Consider the following 12,942-nt stretch of genomic DNA (forward strand, 5'->3'; position numbering starts at 1 on the left):
GACAGCGCGCCCGAGGACTCGCGCACGCCCAGCGTGATCGAGCCGCTGTCCTTGATCTTCTTGAGGGTGTCGGTGCTCTGCGCCTGGGCGGCGCCGGTCACGACGAGGGCGGACAGCAGCAGGTTGAGGGTCTTGTTCATGGCGGATGGATCAGTGTTCAGGACGGGAAGGAATCCGATCGGTCGGGCCGGATCAGTACTCGAGGAACATGCGCTGCAGCGCCTTGCTGTCGGCGCCGTGGGCCAGCGCGACCATCGCCAGGATGCGGGCCTTCTGCGGGTTCAGGTCGTGAGCCACCACCCAGTCGTACTGGTCGTCGGGCTGTTCGGCGTTGCGCAGCACGAAGCCACCACCGACGACACGGGCCGAGCGGATGATCTGCACGCCTTGCGAGCGCAGTTCACGCAGGGCCGGCACGACCGGTGCGGCCACCGAACCGTTGCCGGTGCCGGCGTGGATCAGGGCCTTCGCTCCCTTGGCCGCGAAGGCGCGGTAGGCGATGTCGTTCAGGTTGCCGTAGCCGTAGGCGATGTCGACCTGGGGCAGGGCGCTGATCTTCTCGATGTCGAACTCCGAGTTCATCGTGTGGCGCTTGGCTGGGGCACGGAACCAGTAGCCCTTGCCTTCGACGACCATGCCCAGCGCGCCCCAGGGGCTCTTGAACGCTTCGGTCCTGATGTTGATGCTCTTGCTGACGTCACGGCCGGTGTGGATCTCGTCGTTCATCACCACCAGCACGCCCTTGGCGCGGCTGTCCCTGGCCGCGGCCACGGTCACGGCGTTGAGCAGGTTGAGCACGCCGTCGGCCGACAGCGCGGTGCTCGGGCGCATCGAGCCGACCACCACGACCGGCTTGTCGGTGTGCACGGTCAGGTTCAGGAAGTAGGCGGTTTCCTCGAGCGTGTCGGTGCCGTGGGTGATGACGATGCCGTCGACGTCGGGCTGCTTGACCAGCGCGGCCACGCGCTTGCCCAGCGTCAGCAGGTGCTCGTTGGTGAAGCTCTCGGAGGCGATCTGGAAGACCTGTTCGCCACGCACCTGCGCGACCTGGGCCAGCTCCGGCACGCCGGCGATCAGCTTGTCGACCGGCACCTTGGCGGCCTGGTAGGTGGCGCTGTTGGCGGCCGTCGCGCCGGCTCCGGCGATGGTGCCGCCGGTGGCCAGCAGCACGACCTGCGGCTTGGCCTGGGCATGCACGCCGCAGGCGATGGTCAGCGACACGAAGGCGGTCGCCAGGGAACGGACAAGCTTCATCATCACGGGAACACTCCAGTCGAGGGATCGAGCAGGGCGGTCGGCGGCACGCGGGCCTCCGGCTGCAGGGAGGCGGGAGGAGGATGCTCATGGCCTCCTCCCGCCGGAAAGGGGCGCGGGGTCAACCGCGCGGCTGGTCGTCGGGCTGGCGGTAGAGCCTCAGCAGGTCCTCCGACGCAGGCCAGTTCAGGTTCAGCCCCTTGGGCGGGATCGGCCTCTGGAACCAGCGCTGATGGATCTTCAGGGCCTCGCCGGACTGCATCAGCCGCGTCAGCCCGAGGTCGACCACCCGCTTGAAGGCCGTGTCGCCGCGGCGCAGCATGCAGCCGTAGACCTCGGAGGACATCGGCGCGCCGACGACCACCCAGTCCGAGGGCCGCGCCGCCTTGGCCCGCTCGCCGTAGAGCAGCGCGTCGTCGAGCATGAAGGCATCGGCCTGGCCGTCCTCGAGCAGGCGGAACGAGGCGCTGTGCTCCTTGGCCTGGACGATCTCGATGTCGCGGCCGCGGCGTTCGCTGAAGAGCCGCAGCAGCCGCTCGGAGGTGGTGCCCGAGGTGACGACGACCCGCCGGCCGGCCAGGTCGTCGAAGCCGTGGATGCCCGAGCCCTGGCGGGTCATCAGCCGGGTGCCGACCACGAAGATCGACACCGAGAAGCCGACCTGGCGGGCCCGCTCGGCGTTGTGGGTGGTCGAGCCGCATTCGAGGTCGACGGTGCCGTTCTGGATCAGCGGGATGCGGTTCTGCGAGGTCAGCGGCACCAGCTTGATCGTCAGCGCCGGCAGCTTCAGCTCGGCCTTGACGGTCTCGAGCACCTTCAGCATCAGCTCGTGCGAATAGCCCACCACCTGGTGGCGGCCGTCGTGGTAGGAGAACGGCACCGACGACTCGCGGTGGCCCAGCCGGATCGTGCCGGTCTCGGCGATGCGGCCGAGCGTGTCGAGCTCCTGGGCGCCCGCCTGCCGGCCGCTCGACAGCAGGATCAGCAGGCACAGCAGGGTGGCAAGGCGGTTCATCACGATCTCAGCGGCAGGACGGGAGCGGCATCATGAGCCCGTGATTTGCAGGAGCCGTGCCAGGCCGCAACCCCCCCGATCCGTGACGCAAGTCATTGATGTGCAAGCCATCTGGCCGGTGCGGGCCTGCGTCTGGACGGATTTCCGTTCGCCGGGTGCCAGCTTGCGCACGGAAGTCCGTTCCGTGCGACCCGGCGGATCCGCCCCACCATCAAGTCGCGGCGCGCGACGCCGACAACCCGGACAGTCGCCTGCGTTGATGCCCTCTGCATGTCCTCCCACGATCTCGTCGCGCTGATCCAGCTGGTCGGCTTCCAGATGCTGCTGTATGCGGGCATGTGGGTGGCCGCGTACGCGATCGTCGGCGAGGAGCGTGCCGCCGTGCGGCACTGGCTGGCTTTCTCGCTGCTGTCCGGCCTGGGCCTGCTGCTGATCGGGCTGCGCCCTCACGGCCATCCCTGGGTGACCCACACCCTGCCCAATCTGTGCTTCGTGCTCAGCTTCGTCGCGGTGCGCCGCGGCAGCGAGCTGTTCCTGCGCATGCGCCCGCTCGACCTCGAGCATGCGGTGCTCACGTGCGGCGCGGTGTCGATGCTGCTGCTGGTGGGGCCCGACCCGGCCGACGTGGCGCCGCGGGTGGCCACGGTGTCGGGGGTGGCGGCCTGGGTGCTGCTGCGCTCGAGCTGGGTCGGCTTCGCGCCGGTGCACCAGCAGTTCGGCGAGCGCACCGCCTGGGCGGCCACGCTGGTGCCGGCGCTGTTCGGGCTGCTGCACTTCCTGCGCATGGCCCGGGCGGTGGCCTCGCCGGAGCAGTCGATGGAGCTCGACACGCCCGTGCTGATCAACCAGGCGGTGCTGTACTTCAGCATGGTCGCGGCCGCGGTCTTCAACCTGCTGTTCCTGTTCCTGATCGTGCTGCGACTGATGGCGCGGCTGACCTATCTGGCCCAGCGCGATCCGCTGACCGGCCTGCTCAACCGGCGCGCGATGCAGGGGCTGCTGGAGCGCGAGTGGCAGCGTTACGCCCGGCTGCGCCAGTCCTTCGCGCTGATCAGCCTCGACGTCGACCACTTCAAGCGGGTCAACGACCACCATGGTCACGAGGCCGGCGACCGGGCGCTGGTGCATGTCGCGCAGCTGCTGCAGGGCCAGGCGCGCGAGCTCGACGGCGTGGCGCGCATGGGGGGCGAGGAGTTCCTGCTGATCCTGCCGGGCCACGAGGTCTCGATGGCGGCCCAGGCGGCCGAGCGGCTGCGCCAGGCGCTGGCGGGCGGCCCGGTGATGCTGCGCGAGGGCCTGGACTGGCCGCTGACGGCCAGCTTCGGCGTGGCCGCGCCGCGCCCCGGCGACCACGAGCTCGAGGACGTGCTGCGCCGCGCCGACGAGGCGCTCTACCGCGCCAAGGCGGCCGGGCGCAACCGTGTCGTGGTCCAGCCGCCGGGGTCGTCCGACCACGAGCCGGTGGTGCAGGCCTGCACCGGCTGAACCGCGGGCCCGTCAGGCCTCGCGGGGCCGGTCGAGCTGGTGCAGCAGGTGGGCCCGGACCTCGGGCCACTCGCCACGCGCCAGGCTGTACATCACCGTGTCGCGCACCGTGCCGTCGCGGCGCAGCGCGTGGTGGCGCAGCACGCCGTCCTTGCGCGCGCCCAGGCGCTCGATGGCCCGCTGGCTGGCGAAGTTGTAGTGGTCGGTGCGCCAGCCCACCAGCTGTGCGCCGAGCGTGTCGAAGGCGTGCTCGAGCAGCAGCAGCTTGCAGCTGGTGTTGACCGCGCTGCGCTGCACCCGGCGTGCATACCAGGTCCAGCCGATCTCGAGCCGGTCGATGGCCGGCACGATGTCGTGGTAGCTGGTGCAGCCGATCACCTGGCCGGTGGCCCGCTCGATCACCGCGAAGGGCAGGCGGTGGCCCGCGGCCTGACCGGCCAGCGCGGCGTCGATGTAGGCGCGGGTCTGCTGCGGCTCGGGCACCGAGGTGACCCGCACGGTCCACAGCTCGCCGTCGGCCGCCGCCGCCTTCAGGCCTTCTTCATGCTGCAGGCCCAGCGGCTCCAGGCGCACGGGGCCACGCTGCAGCGTGACCGGGGTGATGTCGAGCATGCGGGTCTCCGGTCGGTCAGCGGTTGCGCGACTGCATGAACACGAGCTTCTCGAACAGCGTCAGGTCCTGCTCGTTCTTCAGCAGCGCGCCCACCAGCGGCGGGATGGCCACCTTCTGGTCGGCGCTGTGCAGCGCCTCGGCCGGGATGTCCTCGGCCACCAGCAGCTTGAGCCAGTCGATCAGCTCGCTGGTGCTGGGCTTCTTCTTCAGGCCCGGCAGGCCGCGCACGTCGTAGAAGTTCTTCAGCGCCGCGGCCAGCAGCTCCTTCTTCAGCTCGGGGAAGTGCACGTCGACGATGCGCTGCATCGTCTCGGCGTCGGGGAAGCGGATGTAGTGGAAGAAGCAGCGGCGCAGGAAGGCGTCGGGCAGCTCCTTCTCGTTGTTCGAGGTGATGAAGACCAGCGGCCGGTGACGCGCCCGCACCATCTCGCGGGTCTCGTAGCAGTGGAACTCCATGCGGTCGAGCTCGCGCAGCAGGTCGTTCGGAAACTCGATGTCGGCCTTGTCGATCTCGTCGATCAGCAGCGCCACCGGCTGCTGCGCCTCGAAGGCCTGCCAGAGCGTGCCCTTGACGATGTAGTTGCGGATGTCGCGCACCTTCTGCGCGCTCTCGCCGTCCTGGAGCTGGCTGTCGCGCAGCCGGCTCACCGCGTCGTATTCGTAGAGGCCCTGCTGCGCCTTGGTCGTGCTCTTGATGTGCCACTGCATCAGCGGCAGGCCCAGCGCGGCGGCCACCTCCTCGGCCAGCATGGTCTTGCCGGTGCCGGGTTCCCCCTTGATCAGCAGCGGTCGCTGCAGCGTGATGGCGGCGTTGACCGCCAGCATCAGGTCGGGGGTGGCGACGTAGTTGCGGGAGCCGGTGAACTTCATGGGCGTGCGGGCCTGCAGGTGGAAGGACGGGGAGGGGGCGCCAGCCGGGTCGGCCGGTCCGGATCCAGTATATCGGCGCCCTCCGGCCGGGCGATCGGCCGCGCGGGCGCGGTGACAGTGTGTCCCGGTCGCAGGACAGCCTGCGGGCCCGCGGGCCGTGGCCGCCCCGCCCGCCGGCCCGGCGGGCCCCGCCGACCCCGGGAATCCACCGGGGTCGGCGTGGAATACCGCTTGCAGATCCGCAGGTCCAGACCAACGACCTCCGGGCTCCTGTCATGACCACCACGGCTGCCGGTACCGCCTCTCCCGTCGCGACCCCGCTGGACCGCGCCGTGACGGTCGACGCCCCCGCGCGACTGCACCTGGGTTTCCTTGATCCGGCGGGCACGCTGGGGCGGCGCTTCGGCAGCCTCGGCCTGGTGGTGCAGGGGCTGTCGACCCGCATCGTGCTGCGGGCGGCGGCGCAGGACCGGGTCAGCGCCGATCACCCGGACGCCGCGGCCGACCTGGACCGGGCCGCGGCCCACCTGCGCCAGCTGCAGGCCCGCAGCGGCTGCGAGCAGCCGCTGCACCTGCACCTGGTGCACACGCTGGCGCCGCACAGCGGCCTGGGCTCGGGCACGCAGCTGGCGCTGGCGATCGGGCGGGGCTTCGCGCGCTGGCACGGGCTGGCCTTGTCGAGCGCCGAGCTGGCGGCCTGGCTGGGGCGTGGACGCCGCTCGGGCATCGGCATCGCCGGCTTCGACCAGGGCGGGCTGCTGCTGGACGGCGGACCGATGGCCGACGGCCGCCCGGCGCCGCTGCTGGCCCGCCTGGGCCTGCCGCCGGCCTGGCGGGTGCTGGTGGTCAGCGATCCGTCCCGCAGCGGCCTGTCCGGCCCGGCCGAGCAGCAGGCGCTGGCCCGGCTCGCGCCGCTGGGCCGGGCCCAGGCCGCCGAGATCTGTCACGAGACGCTGATGCGGGTGCTGCCCGGCGCGGCCGGCGACGACTTCGCCAGCTGCGCGGCCGGCATCAGCCGCATCCAGCAGGTGCTGGGCGAACACTTCGCGCCGGCACAGCACGGCGAGCCCTACACCAGCCCCGCGGTGGGCCGGCTGATGCGCTGGCTGGCGCATGCCGCGCGGAACGTCGACGGCGACACGCCTGCCGGCGCGGGCATCGGCCAGAGCTCCTGGGGGCCGACCGGCTTCGCGCTGCTGCCTTCGGCCGAGCGGGCGCAGGCCCTGCTGCAGGCCGCGCGCGCCGCGGGCGTGGTGGAGGACCGGCTGCGGCTGCGCATCGTCGCCGTGCGTGACCAGGGCGCCACCGTCATCGACACCCGCAGCGACCGCTGACCGAGATCCCGAACCCCGACCGACGAGAGCACGCCATGGAACGCCCCTACATCCTCCACCTCTTCACGCCGGGCGCGCAGATGAGCCCGTTCGACATCAACATGGCGGCCGACGCCGGCTACCAGGTGCTGGCGCCGTACTGCGGCGTGACGCTCGACGGCGTGGCCGCGCTGACGCAGGACACCATCTTCTCGCGCAGCCCCAAGGGCCTGGCGCGCACCGGCATCTTCATCGGCGGACGCGACGCGCTGCTGGCCGCCGACATGCTCGAGCGGGCCCGCCGCGCGCTGGTGCCGCCGTTCGCGGTCTCGCTGATGGCCGATCCCAGCGGCGCCTACACCACCGCGGCGGCGATGGTCGCCTGCGTCGAGTCGGTCCTGCAGCAGCACCATGGCAGCGGCCTGGCCGGCCGGCGGGTGCTCGTGCTGGGGGGCACCGGGCCGGTGGGCCGCATCGCCGCGGTGATCGCCGCCCGCTGCGGCGCCGACGTGGCGCTGTCCAGCCATGGCGGCCAGGCGACCGCCGCCAGTGCCGCCAGTGCCACCGGCCAGCGCTTCGGTGTCACGCTGGGGGCGGTGTCCGGGGCCGGGCCGGCCGATCTGCAGGCCTCGATCGCCGATGCCGAGGTGCTGCTGGCCTGCGCGGCCGCCGGGGTCCAGGTGGTGGGGGCGGCCGACCTGCCGGCGGCCCGCCGGCTGCGGGTGGTGGCCGACCTCAACGCCGTGCCGCCCGAAGGGGTGGCCGGGGTGGGCGTGATGGACGACGGTCGTCCGATCGAGGGCAGCCCGGCGGTGGGCATCGGCGCGCTGGCGATCGGCAACGTCAAGTACCAGACCCAGCAGCAGCTGCTGCGCCTCATGCACGAGGCCGAGAAGCCCCAGGTGCTGGATTTCACCCAGGCCTTCGAGCGGGCCCGCGTGCTGCGCGGCGGGAGCGTGGCGTGACCCGCCTCGTGCTGGCCGGCGTGTCGGTGCGCGCCCTGGCGCAGGCCGCGCGGCGCGACGGCCTGGACGTGGTGGCGTTCGATGCTTTCGGTGACGCCGACACCCGCGAGGCCTGCGAGCGCTGGCAGCCGCTGCCGGCCCGCCCGGGGTCGCCGGTCGACGGCGAGGCGCTCGCCGCCTGCCTGCATGCGCTGGTGCGGCAGGATGGGCGCGAGTGGCTGGGCTGGGTGCCGGGCAGCGGCTTCGAGCCCCGCGACAGCGGCCTCGAGGCGGCGGCCGAGGCGCTGCCGCTGCTGGGCACGACCCCGGCCGCGGTGCGTCGGGTGCGCGACCCCGCGTTCTTCTTCGGCGTGCTCGACGCCCGTGGCATCGAGCACCCGCCGGTGCAGCTGCGGCCCGTGACGTCCCGCGGCTGGCTGCGCAAGGACTTCGGCGGCAGCGGCGGCGAGCACATCCATGCCGCCGACGCGCCGGATCTGCCCCCCGCCACCGGTCAGACCTACTGGCAGCAGTGGATGGCCGGCCAGCCCCTGTCGCTGACGCTGATCGGCAACGGCAGCCGGGCCGCGCTGCTGGGGGCCAACCGCCTGCTGTGCGGCACCGACGCCGCCCATCCCTGGCGCTACACCGGCGTGATCGGGCCGCTGCCCTGGCCGTCCGGGCGCCAGCAGACCGCCTGGCAGGGCCTGGCCGACCGGCTGGTCGCCGCCTTCGAGCTGCGGGGCCTGTGCGGCATCGACCTGCTGCTCGACGGTGAGCGCTGCCTGGTGCTGGAGGTCAATGCCCGCCCGCCCGCCAGCCTGGTGCTGTACGGCCGTGGCGGCGGGCTGATGCAGGCCCATCTGCGAGCCTGCTGCCAGGGCCGCCTGCCCGATGCGGCGGCGCTGGCCGCGCTGCGTGGTGGCCTGGCGGCGGACGCGATGGAGGTGGGGGGGCAGGCCGTCGTGCATGCCCCCCGGCCGCTGCGCCTGGACCCGCGCCAGCTCGAGCGGCTGAGGCAAGACCGGCGCACGACGCACGATCTGCACGACCTTCCCTCGGCACCGATCGAGGTGGCGGCGTGGCAGCCGGTCTGCAGCGTCAGCGCCCGGGCCGCCGATCCCGACACGGTGGCTCGCCTGCTGAGCCAGCGCCACGATCACATCCTGAACCTGCTGGACACCTGAACATGACCTTGCACCAAGCGCCCTGGCGAGATTCCCCGCTGCGTGTCAACGAACGTGCGGCCGTGCTGGTCGACCGGCTCTGCGCCGAGGCCGATGCGCTGCAGGTGCGCGTGCACCGCGACGAGCGGGGCCTGTGCCTGATCGATGCCGGCATCACGGTGCCCGGCAGCGTCGGCGCGGGCCTGCTGATCGGCGAGATCTGCATGGGCGGCCTGGGCCGGGTGCGCCTGGGCACCGGGGCGCGGCCCGGCTGGCCGACCTGGCTGGAGGTGTCCAGCGACCAGCCGGTGCTGGCCTGCCTGGCCAGCCAGTACGCCGGCTGGAGCCTGTCGGCCACGAAGGAGGAGACCGGAGGCAAGCGCTTCTTCGCCCTCGGCTCCGGTCCGGCCCGCGCGCTGGCCGGGCGCGAGCCGCTGTTCGACGAGCTGGGCTATCGGGACCGGCCGGGCCGCGCCGTGCTGGTGCTCGAGGTCGATCGTGAGCCCCCTGCGGTGGTGATCGACAAGGTGCTGCGCGACTGCGGCCTGTCGCCCGCGCAGCTGACCTTCATCCTGACCCCCACCACCAGCCTGGCCGGCACGACCCAGGTGGTCGCCCGGGTGCTGGAGGTGGCGCTGCACAAGGCCCACACCGCCGGCTTCGCGCTGGATCACATCGTCGGCGGCTCGGCCTGCGCGCCGCTGCCGCTGCCCAGCCCCGATGGGGTGCAGGCCATGGGGCGAACCAACGACGCCATCCTCTACGGCGGCCAGGTGCACCTGAGCGTCGCCGGGGAGCTGGTGGCCGCGCGCGCGCTGGCCGAGCGCCTGCCGTCGCTGCGCTCGCGTGACCATGGCCGGCCGTTCGCCGAGCTGTTCGAGCAGGCCGGACACGACTTCTACCGCATCGACCCCGAGCTGTTCGCCCCGGCCGAGGTCTGGGTCAGCCACCTGGGCAGCGGCCAGACCTTCCACGGCGGCCGGCTCGACCTGGCGCTGCTGCAGCGTGCCTGGCTGCAGGAGGCCTGAGGCCGTGGCCACGCCGGCGTGCCGGGGCCTGCGGGTGGCCATCATGACCGACGAGATCGGCTGGCACACCCGCCAGCTGCAGCGTGCATTGCGCGAGCGGGGGGCGCTGGGCCGCTGCGTCGACCTGGCCGACATCGACATCGACACCCAGGCATCGTGGCACGGCCTGCTCGTCCCCGGTTTCGGCCGCGAACTGCCCGATGCGGCGATCGTGCGGGGCGTGGCCGGCGGCAGCTTCGAGCAGGTCACCAAGCGCCTGGGGGTGCTGCATGCGCTGACGGCGCTGGGCGTGCCGGTCTACAACGATGCCCGGGCGATCGAGCGCTGCGTCGACAAGTCGATGACCAGCCTGCTGCTGCATGCGGCCGGGGTGCCGACCCCGCCGACCTGGGCCACCGAATCCGAGGCCCGCGCCCGTCGCCGGGTCGTGCGTGAAGGCGCCGCCGGCCGATCGCTGGTGCTCAAGCCCCTGTTCGGCTCGCAGGGCAAGGGCCTGCAGCAGGTCGGCGAGGTCGACGGCCGCCACCAGCCGCTGCCGGCGCTGGACCGCCACTACGGCCGGCTGGCCTATCTGCAGCGTTTCGTGCCGCCGCTGGCCACCGGTGGCGCCGCGGGCCACGACTGGCGGGTGCTGGTCATCGGCGGGCGGGCGGTGGCGGCCATGCGCCGCGTCAGCGACCACTGGGTGCACAACGTGGCCCAGGGGGCCCGCTGCGAGGCCGCCGAACTCACCCCCGCGCTGGCCGGCCTGGCCGAGGCGGCCAGCGCCGCGCTGCAGGTCGACTACGCCGGTGTCGACCTGATGCCCGCCGCCGGCCGGGATCCGGTGCTGGTGCTGGAGGTCAACGGCGTGGCCGCCTGGCGCGGCCTGCAGCAGGTGACGGACTTCAACATCGCCCGCGCGCTGGTCGACGACCTGATCGACCGCAAGCTGGCGGGCTCGCACCTGCACCTGCGCGAGGGCGCCGTGCGGCTCCCGGCGGCCACGGCGCGTGCGCCGCGGCGTGCATGAGCGCGGTGATGACCCCGGTCGAACGCCCGGCCCGGCGTGCGCGACAGGCACGCCAGGCCTTCCTGCGGGCCTGCCACTGGGACGTGGCCGTGCGCAAGCCGGGCAACGTCAGCCACCTGTCGACCGGCCACGGCATGCAGGCGCGGCAGTTCATCGACAGCGCGCTGGCCTGCGCGGACCTGCTGTGCCGCCCGGGTGCGGCGGTGGGCGAGCGCATCGAGGCGGCCGTCACCGCCACGCGTGCCCGCGTCGGCTGCAACACCAACCTGGGCATCCTGCTGCTGTGCGCGCCGCTGGCCCGGGCCGCCGAGGCGCTGGAGGGACTGCCGGCCGACGCCTCGACGCTGCGTGCGGCCGTGCAGTGGGTGATGGCCGGCCTGACGCTGGAGGATGCCGCGGCCGCCTTCCGTGCCATCGCCCGCGCCAGCCCGGGCGGGCTGGGCGAGGTCCAGGCTCAGGACGTGCGCCAGCGACCCGGCGTCACGCTGCGCGAGGCCATGGCGCTGGCGTCTGGCCGCGACCGCATCGCGCTGCAGTACGTCACCGGCGGGGCCGAGCTGTTCGACGTGGGCCTGAAGGCCCTGGCGGCCGCCGATCCGGGCGGCGGGCGGCTGGGCGGGCAGGGCCTGCCGGCGACTGCGGCCCGGCCCGCCGAAGCGGCCGTGGTGCAGGCCGTCTACCTCGCCTACCTGGCCTCGGCCCCCGATTCACACATTGTGCGCAAGCACGGCCCGGCGCTGGCACAGACTGTCATGGATCAGGCCGGCCCCTGGCGCGACCGGCTGCGCGACGGGGGCGCGCTCGATGCCGACCCGGCCTGGGTGGCATGGGATGAAACCCTGAAGGCGCGGGGCCTGAACCCCGGCACGAGTGCCGATCTGACCGTCGCGACGCTGATGCTGGCCGATCTGCTGGCCTGGCCCGATGCCGCGGATGCGTTGGCATGAAACGTGATTTGAAGCATGTGTTCGCGGACAGGGATGTCCGCGCAACAGCCCTCGAAGCACCCATTCAACGGAGACTGAACAACCATGGCAAAGATCGATCGCATGATGGTGGGCGAATCGCTCATCGGTGACGGCAACGAAGTGGCCCACATCGACCTGCTGATCGGGCCGCGTGGCTCGGCGGCCGAAACCGCTTTCGCGAACGCCCTGGTCAACAACAAGGACGGCTTCACGTCCCTGCTGGCCGTGGTGGCGCCCAACCTGCTGGCCAAGCCGGCCACCGTGATGTTCAACAAGGTGACCATCAAGGGCGCCAAGCAGGCCGTGCAGATGTTCGGCCCGGCCCAGCGGGGCGTGGCCATGGCGGTGGCCGACTGCGTCGAGGACGGCACCATCCCGCTGGACGAGGCCGACAACCTCTTCGTCTCGGTGGGCGTGTTCATCCACTGGCTGGCCGAGGACGACAAGAAGATCCAGGACTACAACTACGCCGCGACCAAGGAAGCCCTCAAGCGGGCCGTGGCCGGCTCGCCCACGGCCGCCGAAGTGGTCGCGAAGAAGGGCGCCGCGGCCCACCCCTTCGCCGCCCACCTCTGAGCTCAGGGGTGCATCAGCACCTGAGCGTCTGAGCGCCTGATCCAGCGACGAGGCCGGCTCCTGAGCCGGCCTCGTGTCGTCTGCCGCACGGGGTGGCCGGCGTGCTCAGGTCCGCTCGCCCGGGACGGTGCCCGCGCCCATCCACTGCAGGATCTGCGCACCGCCCACGGCGCCCGCCGGGCCACGCTCGTCGGCTTCGCTGCGGCGCCGCTCGATCATCACGCCGACCGCCTCGACGTCGTCGAACTTGCGCGGCTTGATGATGCGCACCCGCACCCAGGCCGCGCCGAAATCCACCAGCAGCATCGTGGCGATGCGCTCGGCCAGCGCCTCGAGCAGCTGCACGCCGTGGTGCTGCATCAGGCCGACCAGGCGCTCGCGCACGACGCCGTAGTCGATCGTGTCGGCGATGCGGTCGCTGCGGCAGGCGTGGGCGCGAGGCAGGCCGGCGTGCAGGTCGATGCACAGCGGCTGCGGGTGATGCAGCTCGCTGTCGTGGATGCCGATCACCGTCTGGCCGCGGAAGCCCTCGATGAAGATCAGGTCCATCGGCGCGCTGGCCGGGTTCGGGGAGGGCAGCTCGAAGCTCGGGGCGGTCATCGGCACGGTGGGGTCTCCTGGGTGGGTGATCACGGACATGGCCGCCAGGCAGCAAGATGCGAGCCGCACCGGCGCGGCATTGAGCCGGCGCAGGTTCA

General features: G+C 72.6%; 13 protein-coding genes and 1 pseudogene. 8 read left to right on the forward strand and 6 right to left on the reverse strand.

The genetic code is table 11. The features are described from left to right. The 3 genes and pseudogenes from C7444_RS20725 to C7444_RS19110 form a co-directional block, all read right to left on the reverse strand. Positions 1-140: pseudogene (locus C7444_RS20725) on the reverse strand (amino acid ABC transporter substrate-binding protein); the annotation flags it as partial. Between the two features lie 52 nt (positions 141-192). Beyond that, positions 193-1,257 (reverse strand): type II asparaginase, encoded by a 1,065-nt coding sequence (locus C7444_RS19105; RefSeq protein ID WP_110402453.1) that lies wholly within the window; start codon positions 1,255-1,257, stop codon positions 193-195. Positions 1,258-1,375: 118 nt separating this feature from the next. Then, positions 1,376-2,269 (reverse strand): transporter substrate-binding domain-containing protein, encoded by an 894-nt coding sequence (locus tag C7444_RS19110; protein ID WP_110402454.1) that lies wholly within the window; start codon positions 2,267-2,269, stop codon positions 1,376-1,378. A 270-nt stretch (positions 2,270-2,539) separates the two neighbouring features. Here C7444_RS19110 and C7444_RS19115 point away from each other — a divergent pair, with 270 nt between their 5' ends. Further along, on the forward strand, positions 2,540-3,754 hold the full coding sequence (locus C7444_RS19115; protein ID WP_110402455.1) for a GGDEF domain-containing protein: 1,215 nt from the start codon (positions 2,540-2,542) through the stop codon (positions 3,752-3,754). A 12-nt stretch (positions 3,755-3,766) separates the two neighbouring features. On the opposite strand, the gene C7444_RS19120 is transcribed toward C7444_RS19115, so the two are convergent. Next, entirely contained in the window at positions 3,767-4,366 is a 600-nt protein-coding gene (locus C7444_RS19120; RefSeq protein WP_110402456.1) for a GNAT family N-acetyltransferase, read from the reverse strand. A gap of 16 nt (positions 4,367-4,382) precedes the next feature. Further along, entirely contained in the window at positions 4,383-5,237 is an 855-nt protein-coding gene (locus tag C7444_RS19125; RefSeq protein WP_110402457.1) for an AAA family ATPase, read from the reverse strand. 275 nt (positions 5,238-5,512) lie between these two features. Here C7444_RS19125 and C7444_RS19130 point away from each other — a divergent pair, with 275 nt between their 5' ends. From C7444_RS19130 to fae, 7 genes are all read left to right on the forward strand, one after another. Then, positions 5,513-6,571: a beta-ribofuranosylaminobenzene 5'-phosphate synthase family protein gene (locus tag C7444_RS19130; protein ID WP_110402458.1), complete on the forward strand. Its 1,059-nt coding sequence runs from the start codon at positions 5,513-5,515 to the stop codon at positions 6,569-6,571. Between the two features lie 35 nt (positions 6,572-6,606). After that, the gene (locus C7444_RS19135) at positions 6,607-7,515 is read left to right on the forward strand and encodes an NAD(P)-dependent methylenetetrahydromethanopterin dehydrogenase (RefSeq protein ID WP_110402459.1); all 909 of its coding nucleotides are present in this window, start codon (positions 6,607-6,609) and stop codon (positions 7,513-7,515) included. Then, positions 7,512-8,681, forward strand: a complete 1,170-nt coding sequence (locus C7444_RS19140; protein ID WP_110402460.1) for an ATP-grasp domain-containing protein — start codon at positions 7,512-7,514, stop codon at positions 8,679-8,681. Before C7444_RS19135 ends, C7444_RS19140 begins: the two co-directional genes overlap by 4 nt. A gap of 2 nt (positions 8,682-8,683) precedes the next feature. Beyond that, on the forward strand, positions 8,684-9,688 hold the full coding sequence (gene mch, locus C7444_RS19145) for a methenyltetrahydromethanopterin cyclohydrolase (RefSeq protein ID WP_110402461.1): 1,005 nt from the start codon (positions 8,684-8,686) through the stop codon (positions 9,686-9,688). Between the two features lie 4 nt (positions 9,689-9,692). After that, on the forward strand, positions 9,693-10,700 hold the full coding sequence (locus C7444_RS19150) for an ATP-grasp domain-containing protein (protein WP_259372566.1): 1,008 nt from the start codon (positions 9,693-9,695) through the stop codon (positions 10,698-10,700). Positions 10,701-10,708: 8 nt separating this feature from the next. Then, positions 10,709-11,647, forward strand: coding sequence for a triphosphoribosyl-dephospho-CoA synthase (locus C7444_RS19155; RefSeq protein ID WP_110402462.1), 939 nt, complete (start codon positions 10,709-10,711; stop codon positions 11,645-11,647). A gap of 84 nt (positions 11,648-11,731) precedes the next feature. Beyond that, complete coding sequence (gene fae / locus C7444_RS19160; RefSeq protein ID WP_110402463.1) at positions 11,732-12,244, forward strand: formaldehyde-activating enzyme; 513 nt, start codon at positions 11,732-11,734, stop codon at positions 12,242-12,244. Positions 12,245-12,349: 105 nt separating this feature from the next. On the opposite strand, the gene C7444_RS19165 is transcribed toward fae, so the two are convergent. Beyond that, positions 12,350-12,844, reverse strand: a complete 495-nt coding sequence (locus C7444_RS19165; protein WP_245909647.1) for a dihydroneopterin aldolase — start codon at positions 12,842-12,844, stop codon at positions 12,350-12,352. Between the last annotated feature and the right edge of the window lie 98 nt (positions 12,845-12,942).

Source organism: Sphaerotilus hippei (assembly GCF_003201595.1).
GTDB lineage: Bacteria > Pseudomonadota > Gammaproteobacteria > Burkholderiales > Burkholderiaceae_C > Sphaerotilus > Sphaerotilus hippei.